We start from the raw sequence: 14,953 nt of genomic DNA on the forward strand, positions 1-14,953 counted from the left end.
GCCGCCTTCGATGCGAGGCCGCGGTTTCGCGCACGCGCCTTGCGCGCGTGCGCCTGAGGCCTTGCGCCTACTGCGTTTTCTGCTGGCGATTCGCCGGCGCCGTCGCGCCATCGCCGGATTCGCTTTCCTGCTGGCCCTGCTCGTACCGGCCCGGCTCGTATTGACCGTGCTCCAGATACCAACTCGCCGCACCGATCACGCCGAGGCGTTCGTTCTCGATCAGCCGCACCGGCACGCGTTCGAGCACCGGGCGCATCGCGCCCTTGTCGAGCATGCGGGCATGGAACTCGCTCTCGGGCACGAAGTCCTTGAGCTGGGGCAGGATGCCGCCGGCGATGAACACCGACTTGGCGCCGCTGATCACGGCCAGATCGCCGATCACGCTGCCGAGCAGCGCGCAGAACGTCAGCACCGCTTCGCGCGCGATCGCTTCGCCGCGACGCGCCGCTTCGGTGATCCCAGCCGGCGCGCGCAGCGAGGGTTCGGCCCCGTTGAGCGTGCACAGCGCGCCGTACAGATTGACCAGGCCGGGACCGGAGACGAAGTGCTCGGTCGGCACGTGGGTCTGGCCGCGCTGCTGGGCCAGGCTCAGCATTTCGACTTCGCGCGCATTGCCCGGCGCGAACGCGGTATGGCCGGCTTCGGTCGGCAACACCACGGTGGCCTTGCCGTGCGGAATGCGCACCGCCGCGCCGAGGCCGGTGCCGGGGCCGATCACCAGCACCGGGCCGGGCGTCGACTCGCTGACGCCGGGCGTGAGCAGGGTCGAATCGTCCGGCGCCATGCACTGGGCGGCGTTGGCGTTGGCCTGGAAATCGTTGATGAACAACACCTGGCGCAGGCCGAGCTCGCGGCGCAGTTCCGACAGCGAGATCCGCCACGGCAGGTTGGAATTGATGACCTGATCGTCGAGCACCACGCCGGCGCAGGCGATCACCAGGTGATCGATGCCGACTGCGTTGCTGGCGATGAACTCGGCCAGGATCGCGGCCAGGCTCGGGTAGTCGGCGCAGACGTACTTGCGGTGGGCGAGCACGGTCACGGTGGACTCGCCGCCGCTGCCGGGACGGACCAGGCCGACCCGGGTATGGGTGCCGCCGACGTCGGCGGCGATGAACTGGGAGGTGGCCGGATTCAGCCGTGCCGCCGCGCTCATGCGCACGCTCCGGCGACGGCCGTCGCCATGCCGGCGCGTGTGTTCACGATGCGTCCCCGCAAGGACATCGACGACGTCCCGTTCCATTCCCACTGCATGCGCCCTCCGCGGCTGCCGGTGTGTTTCCCCTTGGCGGCGCCGAGAGTGCTCTGGGTTTGACAACGTTGTCAACAAGTTCCCGCCAATGTGTCAGCCAGGCCACAAAACCGGGTTTCGGCGCCCGGATTATTGATGCGCCGCAACATAGCGGCGCGCGCGCAAGATCACGGTTTGGCGGGCTTCTTGGCCTGGCGGCTGGTATGCGGCAGCGACTTGTGACAACGTTGGGCCGACGCTTGTCGTGCCGGTCATCCGGATGGCCAGCGGGACGTGGCGGGCGGTACCCGCCGCTCTGGGAGGGGAGTCACATGTCGGTTTCCAACGCCAGCGCTCGGCCGCGTCACCTGGGTTCGATCGCGATCATCGGCGCGCTGTTCTTCGTGTTCGGTTTCGTCACCTGGCTCAACGGGCCGCTGATCACCTTCGTCAAATACCGGTTCGAGTTGAACGACTTCAACGCGTTCCTGGTGCTGACGGTGTTCTACCTGTCCTACCTGTTCCTGGCCTTGCCGGCGTCGAGCATCCTCAAGCGCACCGGCATGAAGAAAGGCATGTCGCTGGGTCTGTTCGTGATGGCGATCGGCGCCTTCGCCTTCGGCGAGTTCGTCCTGCGCGGGTCCTACCCGGGCGCGCTGGCCGGGCTGTTCACCATCGGCGCGGGCCTGGCGATCCTGCAGACTGCGGCGAACCCCTACATCAGCATTCTCGGCCCGATCGAGGGCGCGGCGCAGCGCATCGCGGTGATGGGCATCTGCAACAAGATCGCCGGCGCGCTGGCGCCGTTCGCGTTCGCTACCCTGGTCCTGGCCGGCATCAACAAGTTCGATGCGCAGCTCGCCGCGGCCACGCCGGCCGGGCGCCAGACCCTGCTCGACGAATTCGCCGCGAAAGTGCATGTGCCCTATGTCGCGATGGCCGGCGTGCTGGCCCTGCTGGCGGTGTTGCTGCTGCGCTCGCCGCTGCCGGAAATCCGCGCCGAGGACGTCAACGCGACGCCGGCCGACAGCGGCAGCGGCGGCGACGGCAAGGGCCTGATGCATTACCCGCACGTCTGGCTCGGCGCCATCTGCATCTTCGTCTACGTCGGCGCCGAGGTGATGGCCGGCGACGCGATCGGTACCTACGGCGCGGCCCTGGGCCTGCCGCCGAGCGAAACCAGTTTCTTCACCACCTTCACCCTGATCGCGATGCTGGTCGGCTACCTGGTCGGGCTCGTGGTGATTCCGCGTTTCGTCAGCCAGCAGAAGTACCTCGCGATCTCGGCCGCGCTCGGCATCGCCTTTACCGTCGGCGCGTTCTTTACCAAGGGCTATGTCTCGGTCGGCTTCGTCGCCGCGCTGGGCTTCGCCAACGCGATGATGTGGCCGGCGATCTTCCCGCTCGCGATCGAGGGGCTGGGGCGCCTGACCGAACGCGGTTCGGCCTTGCTGGTGATGGGCATCGCCGGCGGCGCGGTGATTCCGCAGCTGTTCGCCGCGCTCAAGCAGCACTTCGACTTCCAGCTGGTGTTCCTGCTGCTGATGGTGCCCTGCTACCTGTACATCCTGTACTTCGCCAAGGCCGGGCATAAGGTCGGCCTGGCCCATCGGGCGGCGGCCGCGGGCGCCGCCCCGGCCGCGGTCTCGAACTGAGGGCGACGGCGGCCCCGCCTGCGCCCCCTCGTACTGCCGCAAGCGCAGTGCGAGGGGCGAGCGGCCCGGCCGGCGCGGCCGACGCGGCGTGGAGCGCTCGCGCGGCCGCATCGCTCGTTTCCGAGTCGTTGCACTAATCCGGCTCGGGCCGAGCCCTCGTCGAAGCCCCGTTCAAGCGCCGCATTCGGGGCGATCGCCTGGCCCGCGCGCCCGTGGCGATCCGGCGGCCCGGCCGAGCCGGCGACCGGCACGCTCGCCTTGCTTGTCCGAACGAGCGGTTATTTTTCACCGCCGGATCGAAAACCCGGCTTCAGTCGCAATCGCCGCTGGCCGCTGCGGCGACGCTTCGGTATCGTGCACACAATGAATGCGCCGCCTCCCCACGCCGGCGCGGTCGCGCCTCCGGGTGCGTCGACCGCGCGCGCGCTGCGTTACCTGATCCGTGTACCCGCGCTCCTGTGGCATGTGCTCGTGCACCTGCCGCTCGTGTTGCTGCTGACCACGCCCTTGACCGCCGCCATCCGCGTCGGCAGCGGCGAAACCCTGGGCCATCGCGCGATCCGGGCCTGGTCGGCCGGGCTCTTGCACGTGTTCGGCTTCCGCCTGCGCCGCATCGGCACGCCGCTGCCGGGTGCGACCTTGTTCGTCGCCAACCACGTCAGCTGGATCGACATCGAGACCCTGCACAGCCAGCGCATGATGGGCTTCGTGGCCAAGCGCGAGATCGAGAGCTGGCCGGTGGTCGGCTGGCTGGCGGCGCGCGGCGAGACCATCTTCCATCACCGCGGCAATACCGAATCGCTCGGCGGCGTGCTGCACGAGATGCTCGCGCGCCTGCGCGCCGGGCGCTCGGTCGGCGTGTTTCCCGAAGGCGGCACGCGGGGCGGCGGCGAAATCGGTCCCTTCCATGCGCGCATCTTCCTGGCCGCGGTCGAGGCCAACGTGCCGGTGCAACCGGTCGCGCTGCGCTACGGCGAGCGCGGCAGCGCCCAGTCGGTAGTCGCGTTCCAGGGCAAGGAAAGTTTCTTCGCCAATTTCCTGCGCTTGCTCGGCGAGCCCGGCTGCGTCGCCGAGATCCATTTCCTGACCCCGATCGGTCCCGGCGAAGCCGATGGCCGCCGCCGCATCGCCGACCTGGCGCGGCAGCGCATCGTCGAGGCGATGGCGAGCTGAGCCCATGCTGACCGCAGCCGACTACGCGCCTCCACGTTGGCTGAGGAACGCGCACGTCCAGTCGGCGCTGGGTTCCAGCCCGCTGCGCCGGCGCCGCGCCGAGCAGCGCTTCGCCCGGATCGGCGCGCACACCAGCGAACACCTGATCGACGCCGGCGACGGCGTGCGCCTGCACGGCCTGCACAGCGCGGTGCCCGGCACCGAGCCGCGCGGCCTGGTGATGCTGCTGCACGGCTGGGAAGGCAGCGCCGATTCCAACTACATGCGGCTGACCGCGGCGCAGTTGCTGGCGCGCGGCTTCGAGGTGTTCCGGCTCAACTTCCGCGATCACGGCGACACCCACCACCTCAACGAAGGCCTGTTCCACTCCAACCGCATTGACGAGGTGGTGCAGGCCACCGCCGAGATCGCGCGCCGGTTTCCGCTGCGGCCGCTGTCGGTCGCCGGCTATTCGCTCGGCGGCAACTTCGCCCTGCGCCTGGCCCTGTGCGCGACCGAGGCCGGCCTGCCGCTGAGCCACGTCGCCGCGGTGTGCCCGGTGCTCGATCCGGCCCGGACCATGGACTCGATGGAGTCCGGCCTGCCGCTGTACCTGTGGTACTTCGAGCGCAAATGGCGCGATTCGCTGGCGCGCAAGCGCGCGTTGTTCCCGGCCCTGCACGACTTCGACGACCGCACCCTGGGCCTGAGCATGCGCCCGCTGACCCAGTGGATGGTCGAGCGGCATACCGACTTCGGCACCCTCGACCGCTACTTCGACGGTTACTCGATCGCCGGCCAGCGCATGGCCCGGCTGGAAATCCCGGTCAGCATCCTGATGGCCGCCGACGATCCGGTGATCCCGGTCGCCGGCTTCCACGAACTGGTCCTGCCCGAGCACGCGCGCTTGGAGATCGCGCCCTGGGGCGGGCATTGCGGCTTCCTCGAGAACGCCCAGCTCGACGGCTTCGCCGAGCGCTGGATCGCCGACCGCCTGAGTGCCTGCGCTTCGGCCTGAGCCCGGCGGCGCGGCCCGCGCCGCGCCGCTGCGGCGACCGATCGAACCGGCCGCGCGCGCGCATTCCGGCGCCCGCGCCGGCCCAGGCCGGGAAAACCGGCGCGGCCCGCCTACAATTGCGGTTCTCATCCCATCCGAAGCACACGAATGTACGAACCCATCCTCGACGCCCTGCGCCGCGGCGCCGCCGCGGAGGCGTTGTCCGCCGCCGAGCAGGCCGTGGCCGCCGACCCGCAAGACGCCGGCGCGCATCGCCTGCACGCCGCCGCGCTGCGCCTGAGCGGCGACCGCGAGGGCGCCGTCGCCGCGCTCGACCGCGCGCTGGGCCTGACCCCCGAGGACGCGCAGCTGCACCTGGAACGCGCCGGCGCGCTGCTCGACGGCCGCCAGCTCGACGAGGCCCAGGCCGCGCTCGCCACCGCGATCGGGCTCGACCCCAATCAGTTTCCGGCTTACATCGTCAAAGCCCACCTCGCGATCGCGCGCGGCGACCTCGACGAAGCCGAGCGGCTCGGCCGCACCGCCTCGCGCATCGCCCCGGGCCACCCGCAGGTCGCCGCCGTCGAAGGTTCTCTGGCGCTGCGCCGCGGCGACACCGACCGCGCCCTGGCGGTGCTCAGCCACGCCGCCTCGCTGGCGCCGGACGACGCCCAGATCGTGCACGCGCTGGCCTTCGCCTACCTCGCCAAGGGCCATCTGGCCTTCGCCGAGCAGGCCTTCCTGACCCTCGCCGAGCGTCACCCCGATCAGCCCACCCTGCAGTTGATGATCGCCGACCTGATGCGCCGCCAGCAGCGCTTCGGCGAAGCCGCCGACCGGGTCGCCGCGGTGGCCGAGCGCGAAGACGCCGGCTTCGGCGTGCAGCGTTGGCTCGGCGAGCTGGAACTCGACGCCGGCCGTCCGGAGCGCGCGCTGCCGGCGCTGCGTTCGGCGCTGGCCATCGTTCCCGACGACCCGCGCACGCTCAACGCGATCATGGAAGCCTGGCGTCGCCTCGACGACATCGACGATGCGCGCCGCACGCTCGAGTCCGCGCTCGCCACCCACGCCGACCTGCCCAACCTGTGGCGCGCGCGCCTGGCCCTGGAACCGTTCGCCGAAGCCGGCGCGGTCGAGGTCATCGAACGCTGGCAGCAGGCCATGCCCGGGCACCTCGGCGCGCTGGAGGCGCGCGCGGCGGTGCACGATCAGGTCGGCGAACACGCCGAGGCCGAGGCCATCGCCCATCGCATCGTCGAGCTGCACCCGGGCGACGTGCGCGCCGAAATGCGCATCGTCCAGGGCCTGGCCGAGACCGATCCGGACGCCGCCGCCGAACGCATCGAACGCCTGATCGGCCTGGCGCCGGATCCGCTGGTCAAGCGCGAACTGCGCCAGTTGCTCGGCCGCGCCTTCGACCTGGCCGGCCAGCCCGAGGCCGCCGCCGCGACCTGGGCCGAACTGCACGCCGAGGTCGTCGACCAGCGCCTGCCGCGCAACACCATCAGCCGCCGCAACGGCGCCGAATGGCCGGCGTTGGCGCCGATCGCCGACGGCGCCCAGGGCGTGCTGCTGCTGTGGGGCGCGCCGGGTTCGCGGGTCGAACGCTTCGCCCGGATGCTGACCGCGGTCGGCGCGCCGCTGCTGGTCGATCGCTACGGCGAACAGCCGCCGACCGATCCGCTGCAGCGCTACGGCACGGTCGAAGAATTGCTCGCCGGCACCCTCGACCCGGCCTTCCTGGTCAAGATGTACCGCGCCGCCTTGCCGGCGCGCGGCGCCGCCGAGGGCCCGGTGTTCGACTGGCTGCTGTGGTGGGACAACGCCCTGTTGCGCGCGCTGCGTCCGTATCTGCCGCAGGCGATGATGCTGATCGCGGTGCGCGACCCGCGCGACATGCTGCTCGACTGGCTGGCCTTCGGCAGCACCACGCCGTACGCGCTGGAAACGCCCGAGGCCGGCGCGCGCTGGCTGGCCCAGACCCTGGACCAGGTCGCCGACCTGCACGAGCACGATCTGTTCCCGCACAACCTGGTCAAGCTCGACGAGATCCTCGACGACCCGGGCGCGCTCGCCCAGGCGATCGCCGACACCTTGCGCATCCAGGTGTCGCTGCCGAACGATCTGTCGCTCGGCGGCGCGCGCCTGGCGCCGGGCCGCTGGCGCCAGTACACCGGCCCGCTCGGCGAGGCCTTCGCCCTGCTCAAGCCGGTCGCGCGCCGCCTGGGTTATCCGGAAAACTGAGCCGCCTATCCACGCACCGACGGCGCGCCGCGCCGTCGCTCCAGGAGCCCGACATGCGTATCCACAGCAACAGTTTCGAGCACGGTAAGCGTCTGCCGGCCGAGTTCGCCGCCGGCCAGGCCACCGCCGAGGGTTTCGGCTTCGCCGCCAACCGCAATCCGCACCTGGCCTGGGACGGCGTGCCGGCCGGCACGCGCTCGTTCGCGCTGTTGTGCATCGACCCGGATGCGCCGACCGTGCCGGAGATGGTCGACCGCGACGACGTGCAGATCCCGGTCGACCAGGTGCGTTGCGATTTCTTCCATTGGGCGATGATCGATATTCCCGCCGCGGTCACCGAGATCGCCGCCGGCAGCTGCAGCGACGGGGTGACCGCGCACGGCAAGCAGAGCCCGGCCGGTCCGGCCGGATCGCGCCAGGGCATCAACGACTACACCGGCTGGTTCGCCGCCAATCCGGACATGGCCGGCGACTGGTACGGCTACGACGGCGCCTTTCCGCCGCCGAACGACCTGCGCCTGCACCGCTATTTCTTCCGCGTCTTCGCTCTCGACGTCGAGCGTCTCGAGGTCGGTCCGCGCTTCACCGCCGGCGAAGTGCTGTACGCGATGCAGGGCCATGTGCTCGGCCAGGCCACGACCTATGCGACGTATGCGCTGAATCCGGCGGTTGCCGGCTGATCGACGGCGGTGCACGGCGTCGCCGTTGCGAGCGCGCACCGCGATTGCGGGCGCGCTGTCGGTTGCCCTAGAGTCCGCCGAGGGATCCCGCTTCGGGACCGACAGGGGAGCACGATCGGCATGGACGACAACCCGTATCACGCACCGCAGACCGCGGTGCAGTTGGACGAGCGCATGGCGAAGTTGGAGGCGGCGAGCTTCCTCCGGCGCTTCTTCAACTACCTCATCGATTTCGTCGCCTGCTATGCGATCGGCTTCGTGATCGCCTTCGCGTTCGCCTTGTTCGGCGGGGAAGGCGCGCTGGCCGCGATGGACGAACCGAACCTCCTGCGCGACTACGCCATCGGCATCGGCCTGATGTTGGCCTACTACATCTTGCTCGAAGGCATGTTCGGCGTCACCGTCGGCAAGCTCATCACCGGCACCCGCGTGGTCGACGAGCAGGGACGCCCGCCTAGTTGGGGCCAAGTCATCGGGCGCTCGTTCGCGCGGCTGATTCCGTTCGATGCGTTGTCGCTGTTCTTCTCGGACAGTCGTCGCCCGACCGGCTGGCACGACCGCCTGCCGAAAACCCTGGTGGTGCGGACGCGCTGAGCGGCGCGTCCGCGACGGCGCTTACGACTTCGGCGGCGGCACCAGTTCGCTCTCGACCACCATGTCGAGCACGTAGGCCACCGACGAGGCGTCGGCCGGCGGGTTCTTGATGTCGAACTTCTTGACCCGCACGACGTTGCGCACGCCGGCTTCGTGCTTGTAGCCCTCGATGTCCTGGTACAGGAACTGCCACTCGCCCGGCGCCTGCGAGACGCCGTTGGCGTCGTAGCTGCGTTCGCGCACCCACAGGCACTGGTGCTTGGGCATCAGCGGATGCGGGCAGGTGCGGCGCTGCGCGTCGACTTCGAAGAACATCGTGGTGCCGGCGCTGCCGTAACGGGTTTCCGCGGTCGGCTGGCCGCTCAGGCCGAGCTTGCTGCCCGAAGCGGTGGTCAACAGCAGGCGCGGCTGCGGCGCCTCGCCTTCGATGGCGAATTTCGCATTGCCTTCGAGCTGCTTGGCGATCTCGTCGTCCATCTGCATCAGGCGCTGGTCCTGGCAGGCCATCAAGGTGGTCTGGAACTGCTTGACCTCGATGCGGTCGCCCTTGAGCGCGTACGCCGCACCCACGTGGTTGCAGCCGCCGGACACGCCGAGGCGGTCCTTGACGAAGCTCAGCTGCAGGCCGTACTTGCCTTCGCGCTGGAGGGCCGCGATCGGCTTGCCGGCGCTGTCGGTGGCCGAGTCGAGATTCCACTTGTAGCCGCCCAGGTCGATCGCGGAAGTCGCCGGCGCGGCATCGGCCGGCGCGGCGCTGTCCTGGGTGGGCTTGGCGGTGTCGCCGTTGCCGGTGCTGTGGGAAGGCGCGGCGCAGGCGGCGAGCAGGGCGAGCGACAGCGCGGCGGCGGACAAAACGAGGGGGCGGGTGATAGTCATGGGGCGCGATGATCCAATGTTGGCTGCGAAGACAGGATCAACGGCCCCACGCGGGCCATGGGGTTGGCTGCGTTCAGCCGCGGGTCGGCTAGGGCCGGTCGTGAGCGACCGCTCCGCCTACGGTGCCGTTCACGTGGGTCGGCTCCGGGGCCGACGGCGTGGCGTAGTCCAGCGCATACGAGCTTACGAGCCGGCCGCGCAGCATCAGTGGGTAATGGCGTACACGGACGAGTTCGTGCGCTCCGGGTGAGTGGCGATAGCCCTCGATCGGGCCGTAGAAGCGATGCCAATCCGAAGCCGACACCCGTCGGCCGAGGACGTAATGCAGCTCGCGCACCCACAGGCAACGGGATGCGGCGACCAGCAGGCCCTCGCAATCGACTTCTTTCGCCGCGACCTCGAGCGTCATCTCGACCGGCTTGCTGCCCCAGGCCGCATCCTCGGTCTGCAAGACCAACTGGGTGCCGTTGCGGCTGGTCAAGCGCAGGCGCTGCCGCACGCCCTGGCCCTCCAGGCGGTAGCGGTAAGGCGAGAGCAGGTGTTCGTCGACCGCGATCGAAGTCGCCTGGGCGAGATGGTTGGTGCAACCGACGGCCTGTTGGACCTGATCGGACACCTCGAGGACATCGCCGCGCAGGCGATAATCGCCGGACATTTCGCCGCAGTGCCCGTCGATCGTCAGGCGTCCGTCGTCGCCGAACTCGAAATGGATCCGCGAGAACTCGTTCGGCTGCAGCTCCGGCAGCGCGCGGCCGTCGGCGGCGGTGGCGAGCAGGATTTGCCAGCGGTAACCGCCCAGGCCTTGCGGGCCCGGATCCGGTTTCGGCGGTGGTGGGCGCTGCGTCACCGCGGCCGGGCGCGCGTCGCCCGGTATGGCGGTGGGTTCGGGTTCGGTCGCCGCAGCAGCCTCGGTGTGACCGGGCCGGTCGTCGCCGCCGCAGGCGGTCAGCGCGAACAGCAGTGCGGCGAGGAGCGGCGCGTAGGCGTACCCGCCCGGCGACTCGGTCCGGCGGACGACGGAAGGCATTTGCGGCATGGTCGGCCCCGCTACGGTAAATGCCGAGCTTGGACCCGGCCGGGGCAGCTCGCCACCGACCAAAGGCGGGGACGAGAAGCGAGCCGGTTGGGCCGCAAGGCGGATGCGATCGTCAATCGCCGCGTGGATCGACCGACGCGCAAGCCGGGGTCTCGGGTTGGATGCGGGCCTGGGCGTCGCGATACTCCTTGACGTAGACCACGCCGTGCGCGCCGTGCGCATCGACGATGTCGAAGCGCCGCACCCGCAAGATCGCGCGGAAGCAGGCTTCATGGCGATAGCCTTCGATCGGTTCGCGCTGCCAGTGCCAGTCGCCGACCGGAATGCGGTTCGCGCCTTCGCTGCGAACCTGCCGCACATGCAGGCAGCGCTCGCGACGCCTCGACGGCGGCGGACAGCGGCGCTCGTCGTCGATCTCCAATTCGAGCGGGCTGCCGGGGCTGCCGTAGCGCGTCTGCGCGGTCGGCACGCCGATCAGGCTGATGCGCGCGCCGTCGTCGTGGGTGATCAGCAGCTTGTGCGTGTCGCCCTCGGCGACGATCGCGAATTGCGTCTCGACGGTGGCTAGACGGAAGAAGGCAGTGTCCATCGCGGCGTCGCGCCTGCAACCGGCGGTGGTCTGGATTGCGCCCTGGTCGTCGCGCAGCAGTCGCTTGCCATCCAGCTTGTAGCGGCCGCCGACCGTGTTGCAGGCTCCTTTCAATTCGAATACGCCGTCTTGGTAGCGCGCATGCAAGCCACGATGACGCGCTCCGCGCAGCGCGCCGATGCGGCGGCCCCGCGCATCGGTGGCCTCCAACGGGTACCAGTCGAAGGCGCCGAGCAAACCGGCCTGGGTCTGAGGCAGCGAATAAGCCGGTGCGGGTTGCCGGCTGGCGGCAACCGAGGCCGGCGAGATCGTCGTCAGCAATGCGGCGAGCGATGCGAGGCAGAACAATCGATTCATGGTGCGACACTCCTTGTCGATCAGCGATGGGCGTTCCAGTCGCAACGCGCCGGCGCGCGGCTCGGGGTTCAGCCTTTGGGCTTGGCGAACTTCTGCGCCAGTTCGCGCTGGGCGCGCTCCAGGTCGAGGCCGCCGTCGCTGTCTTCTTGCTCGCTTTCGTCGGCGAGCACGGCGTCGATATGCCCCAGCAGTTCCGCCGGGGTGACTACCGCGCACTGCATCGTGGTGTTCGGGAACACGCCGACGCCGAGGCCGGCCTCGGTCAGCGCCGGCGCGGCCTTCGCGCGCCAGGCTTCCAGCTCGCGCAGTACCGGCGCATAGCCCTTGAGCTTCGGCGCCGCCGCCAGCGCGGCGCGCGCGGTGCTGGTCGAAGGCCACACCGGCAACAGCTCCTGGCCGTCGTCGTCGAACAGGGTCAGCACGAACTCGCCGGACTCGGCGACCCACAGCTGCCCGGTGCGCGCGACCGCCGCGACGAAGGCGGCGTAGCGCTCGGGTCCGGACAACTGGGCGTAGTCGAGCAATTCCTGTTCGGCGGCGCGATCGGCTTCGTTCATGGCGGCGGCTCCTGCCGGTGGGGCGATGCGATCAGCTGGGCGTTCTCATTCAACTGCCGGACGGCATCAGCAGCAACAGCGCCGCGCCGAACACGAAGCGGTAGATCGCGAACGCGGTGAAACGGTGGGTCTGGATATAGCGCAACAGCCACTTCACCGCGATGAAGGCGGTCACGGCCGAAGCGACGAAGGCCACCCCGAGCGCGTTCCAGTCTTCGTTGGCGGCGGCCGGGGTGCCGAGCACGCCGAGCAGCTCGTAGCCGCTGGCCGCGAACATGGTCGGGATGCCGACCAGGAAGGTGAACTCGGTCGCTGCGGCGCGGCTGGTGGTGCCGGCTAGCAGGGCGATGAAGATCGTCGCGCCCGAACGCGAGGTGCCCGGGAACACGCCGGCGACCACCTGGGCGATGCCGACCAGGGTCGCGACGGTCCAGGTGATCTCGCTGCGTTCGCCGAGCGCGGCGGCGCGCTTGGCGGCGAAATGCTCGGCCGCGATCATCCATACGCCGCCGAGCACCAGCGCCCAGGCGATCGGCAGGACCTGGTCGGGCAGGCTGAAGCCGGCCTTCTTGACCGCGATGCCCAGCACCGCGGTCACTCCGAAGGCGACGGCGAGCTTGTACAGGTAGTCGCGGTTGTCGCGCTCGGCGAAGCCGGTCGCGAGCGTCCACAGCCGGCGCCAGTAGATGACCACCACGGCGAGAATCGCGCCGGCCTGGATCGAGATGTTGAACAGGTCGGAGCGGTGTCCGAGCCAGTGTTGCGCGATCAGCAGATGTCCGGTGCTGGAGATCGGCAGGAATTCGGTGATGCCTTCGATGATGCCGAGGAGCAGGGCGGCGAGCAGGTCGGTCATTAGGGGCGGGGGTCTTGGTCGGGGGCGGAGAGGCGGAGCGCGCCGTCGCGATCGGGGGTTCGCGGCGGCGCGCCAGAATAACGGAAAGCGTATTGCACTAACTTGGTGCGAATGCCCGGTTTCGCGCCTTCATATGGTGCGTCCCGATCGTGACAGATCCACGATTCTGTTTTATTTCATGGACTTAGAGGGTGCTGAAAGTTGGCACGACGCTTGCTTCCCTGTCAGGCAGGCGGCTTCAATGCCCTCGCGTTGCACGACTTTTACTCCCGACTCCCCTTTCCCGGAACGAACATGTCTCTCGAACAGGTCGAAAAGCTCATCAAGGATCACAAGGTCGAATTCGTCGACCTGCGTTTCACCGACATGCGTGGCGTGCAGCACCACGTGACCTTCCCGAAGTCGATCGTCGAGCCCTCGTTGTTCGAAGACGGCAAAATGTTCGACGGCTCCTCGATCAGCGGCTGGAAGGGCATCAACGAGTCGGACATGATCCTGCTGCCGGATCCCTCGACCGCGTTCCTGGACCCGTTCACCGCCGATCCGACCGTCGTGCTGACCTGCGACATCCTCGACCCGGCGACCATGCAGGCCTACTCGCGCGATCCGCGCGGCGTCGCCAAGCGCGCCGAGGCCTACCTGAAGTCCAGCGGCGTCGCCGACCAGGCCTTCTTCGGTCCGGAACCCGAATTCTTCATCTTCGACTCGGTCCGTTACGCCAATGAGATGGGCCACACCTTCTTCCACGTCGATTCGGAAGAAGCCGCCTGGAACTCGGGCAAGGAATACGAAGGCGGCAACAGCGGTTACCGTCCGGGCGTGAAGGGCGGCTATTTCCCGGTCGCGCCGCTCGACTCGCTGCACGACATCCGCGCCGAGATGTGCAAGACCCTTGAGCAGGTCGGCATCGAAGTCGAAGTGCACCACCACGAAGTCGCCAACGCCGGCCAGTGCGAGATCGGCACCAAGTTCAACTCGCTGGTGGCCAAGGCCGACGAACTGTTGACGATGAAGTACATCATCAAGAACGTCGCCCACCGCAACGGCAAGACCGCGACCTTCATGCCCAAGCCGATCGTCGGCGACAACGGCAGCGGCATGCACGTGCACCAGTCCTTCGCCAAGGGCGGCGTCAACCTGTTCAGCGGCGACGGCTACGGCGGCCTGTCGCAGATGGCGCTGTGGTACATCGGCGGCGTGTTCAAGCACGCACGCGCGATCAACGCCTTCACCAACTCGGGCACCAACAGCTACAAGCGCCTGGTGCCGGGCTTCGAGGCGCCGGTGATGCTGGCCTATTCGGCCCGCAACCGTTCGGCCAGCTGCCGCATTCCCTACGTGGCCAACCCGAAGGCGCGCCGCATCGAAATGCGCTTCCCCGACCCGATCCAGTCGGGCTATCTGACCTTCGCCGCGCTGATGATGGCCGGCCTGGACGGCATCAAGAACCAGATCGACCCGGGCGCGCCGAGCGACAAGGACCTCTACGACCTGCCGCCGGAAGAGGAGAAGGGCATCCCGACCGTGTGCCACTCGCTCGACCAGGCGCTCGAAGCGCTCGACAAGGACCGCGACTTCCTCAAGGCCGGCGGCGTGTTCACCGACGACTTCATCGACAGCTACATCGCGCTGAAGATGCAGGAAGTGACCAAGTTCCGCGCGGCGACACACCCCTTGGAATACCAGATGTACTACGCCGTCTGATCGCCATGAACGCATCCATCCTCGCACCAGCCAAGCGTCATCCAGATCGCCCGCGCCGCTTCGATGCGGCGCGGCGGGATGCCGCGCGGCGGCGCGCGCAGGCGATGCGCGAGATGCAGTAAACCACCACACGGCCCGGGGCTAACGCTCCGGGCCGTGTCGCTTTCAGGGAAGAGCACCCACCCGGGCGACGCCACTCGCCTCCATCCGTCCGATATCGGCCATGGCCGACGTCGCGGGAGCGGCTTGCCGCAACAAACGCAGGACACGAAACGCAAAGCCCCTTACCACCGAAACCCTCGACCGCGGCATCGCACACAGCACGACGAGTACGCAGCCATCGAGCCGCGACCGATCGATGCGCGCCGCCGCGGACCCGACCGACCACAGGAGGACAGCCATTCGACGCAGGCGCGGACCGCAGA

At 69.2% G+C, this 14,953-nt stretch carries 13 protein-coding genes; 7 read left to right on the top strand and 6 right to left on the bottom strand.

Annotated elements, in window-relative coordinates:
• Window positions 1-67 precede the first annotated feature (67 nt).
• Complete coding sequence (locus AC6CH2_RS20015; protein ID WP_498270743.1) at window positions 68-1,156, bottom strand: glucokinase; 1,089 nt, start codon at window positions 1,154-1,156, stop codon at window positions 68-70.
• A 407-nt stretch (window positions 1,157-1,563) separates the two neighbouring features.
• Here AC6CH2_RS20015 and AC6CH2_RS20020 point away from each other — a divergent pair, with 407 nt between their 5' ends.
• The 6 genes from AC6CH2_RS20020 to AC6CH2_RS20045 all read left to right on the top strand — a co-directional run bounded on the left by AC6CH2_RS20020 (window position 1,564) and on the right by AC6CH2_RS20045 (window position 8,553).
• Complete coding sequence (locus AC6CH2_RS20020) at window positions 1,564-2,886, top strand: sugar MFS transporter (protein ID WP_498270744.1); 1,323 nt, start codon at window positions 1,564-1,566, stop codon at window positions 2,884-2,886.
• A gap of 363 nt (window positions 2,887-3,249) precedes the next feature.
• Window positions 3,250-4,059 carry a lysophospholipid acyltransferase family protein gene (locus AC6CH2_RS20025; protein ID WP_498270745.1) on the top strand — a complete coding sequence of 270 codons (810 nt, stop codon included), beginning with the start codon at window positions 3,250-3,252 and terminating at the stop codon, window positions 4,057-4,059.
• A gap of 7 nt (window positions 4,060-4,066) precedes the next feature.
• On the top strand, window positions 4,067-5,056 hold the full coding sequence (locus AC6CH2_RS20030; RefSeq protein ID WP_498270797.1) for a YheT family hydrolase: 990 nt from the start codon (window positions 4,067-4,069) through the stop codon (window positions 5,054-5,056).
• A 147-nt stretch (window positions 5,057-5,203) separates the two neighbouring features.
• Window positions 5,204-7,279 carry a tetratricopeptide repeat protein gene (locus AC6CH2_RS20035; RefSeq protein WP_498270746.1) on the top strand — a complete coding sequence of 692 codons (2,076 nt, stop codon included), beginning with the start codon at window positions 5,204-5,206 and terminating at the stop codon, window positions 7,277-7,279.
• Window positions 7,280-7,332: 53 nt separating this feature from the next.
• On the top strand, window positions 7,333-7,959 hold the full coding sequence (locus AC6CH2_RS20040; RefSeq protein WP_498270747.1) for a YbhB/YbcL family Raf kinase inhibitor-like protein: 627 nt from the start codon (window positions 7,333-7,335) through the stop codon (window positions 7,957-7,959).
• A 120-nt stretch (window positions 7,960-8,079) separates the two neighbouring features.
• Window positions 8,080-8,553, top strand: coding sequence for an RDD family protein (locus AC6CH2_RS20045; RefSeq protein WP_498270748.1), 474 nt, complete (start codon window positions 8,080-8,082; stop codon window positions 8,551-8,553).
• 21 nt (window positions 8,554-8,574) lie between these two features.
• Here the strand turns inward: AC6CH2_RS20045 and AC6CH2_RS20050 are convergent, their stop codons facing one another.
• The 5 genes from AC6CH2_RS20050 to AC6CH2_RS20070 all read right to left on the bottom strand — a co-directional run bounded on the left by AC6CH2_RS20050 (window position 8,575) and on the right by AC6CH2_RS20070 (window position 12,824).
• Window positions 8,575-9,429, bottom strand: coding sequence for a DUF4377 domain-containing protein (locus AC6CH2_RS20050; protein ID WP_498270749.1), 855 nt, complete (start codon window positions 9,427-9,429; stop codon window positions 8,575-8,577).
• 88 nt (window positions 9,430-9,517) lie between these two features.
• Window positions 9,518-10,456 (bottom strand): DUF4377 domain-containing protein, encoded by a 939-nt coding sequence (locus tag AC6CH2_RS20055; protein WP_498270750.1) that lies wholly within the window; start codon window positions 10,454-10,456, stop codon window positions 9,518-9,520.
• Between the two features lie 121 nt (window positions 10,457-10,577).
• Window positions 10,578-11,411, bottom strand: a complete 834-nt coding sequence (locus AC6CH2_RS20060) for a hypothetical protein (protein ID WP_498270751.1) — start codon at window positions 11,409-11,411, stop codon at window positions 10,578-10,580.
• Window positions 11,412-11,479: 68 nt separating this feature from the next.
• Window positions 11,480-11,968, bottom strand: a complete 489-nt coding sequence (locus AC6CH2_RS20065) for a DUF2750 domain-containing protein (RefSeq protein WP_498270752.1) — start codon at window positions 11,966-11,968, stop codon at window positions 11,480-11,482.
• Window positions 11,969-12,017: 49 nt separating this feature from the next.
• Complete coding sequence (locus AC6CH2_RS20070; protein ID WP_435395917.1) at window positions 12,018-12,824, bottom strand: undecaprenyl-diphosphate phosphatase; 807 nt, start codon at window positions 12,822-12,824, stop codon at window positions 12,018-12,020.
• 294 nt (window positions 12,825-13,118) lie between these two features.
• On the opposite strand from AC6CH2_RS20070, the gene glnA reads away from it, so the two are divergent.
• Window positions 13,119-14,528: a type I glutamate--ammonia ligase gene (gene glnA / locus AC6CH2_RS20075; protein WP_498270753.1), complete on the top strand. Its 1,410-nt coding sequence runs from the start codon at window positions 13,119-13,121 to the stop codon at window positions 14,526-14,528.
• Window positions 14,529-14,953 lie beyond the last annotated feature (425 nt).

The sequence above is a fragment of the Lysobacter sp. GQ73 genome (genome assembly GCF_059758755.1).

Excerpts from the sequence above, each read along its gene's own strand:
- AC6CH2_RS20015 (WP_498270743.1), bottom strand. The coding sequence starts at position 1,156 with ATGAGCGCGGCGGCACGGCTGAATCCGGCCACCTCCCAGTTCATCGCC.
- AC6CH2_RS20020 (WP_498270744.1), top strand. The coding sequence starts at position 1,564 with ATGTCGGTTTCCAACGCCAGCGCTCGGCCGCGTCACCTGGGTTCGATC.
- AC6CH2_RS20025 (WP_498270745.1), top strand. The coding sequence starts at position 3,250 with ATGAATGCGCCGCCTCCCCACGCCGGCGCGGTCGCGCCTCCGGGTGCG.
- AC6CH2_RS20035 (WP_498270746.1), top strand. The coding sequence starts at position 5,204 with ATGTACGAACCCATCCTCGACGCCCTGCGCCGCGGCGCCGCCGCGGAG.
- AC6CH2_RS20040 (WP_498270747.1), top strand. The coding sequence starts at position 7,333 with ATGCGTATCCACAGCAACAGTTTCGAGCACGGTAAGCGTCTGCCGGCC.
- AC6CH2_RS20045 (WP_498270748.1), top strand. The coding sequence starts at position 8,080 with ATGGACGACAACCCGTATCACGCACCGCAGACCGCGGTGCAGTTGGAC.
- AC6CH2_RS20050 (WP_498270749.1), bottom strand. The coding sequence starts at position 9,429 with ATGACTATCACCCGCCCCCTCGTTTTGTCCGCCGCCGCGCTGTCGCTC.
- AC6CH2_RS20055 (WP_498270750.1), bottom strand. The coding sequence starts at position 10,456 with ATGCCTTCCGTCGTCCGCCGGACCGAGTCGCCGGGCGGGTACGCCTAC.
- AC6CH2_RS20060 (WP_498270751.1), bottom strand. The coding sequence starts at position 11,411 with ATGAATCGATTGTTCTGCCTCGCATCGCTCGCCGCATTGCTGACGACG.
- AC6CH2_RS20065 (WP_498270752.1), bottom strand. The coding sequence starts at position 11,968 with ATGAACGAAGCCGATCGCGCCGCCGAACAGGAATTGCTCGACTACGCC.
- AC6CH2_RS20070 (WP_435395917.1), bottom strand. The coding sequence starts at position 12,824 with ATGACCGACCTGCTCGCCGCCCTGCTCCTCGGCATCATCGAAGGCATC.
- glnA (WP_498270753.1), top strand. The coding sequence starts at position 13,119 with ATGTCTCTCGAACAGGTCGAAAAGCTCATCAAGGATCACAAGGTCGAA.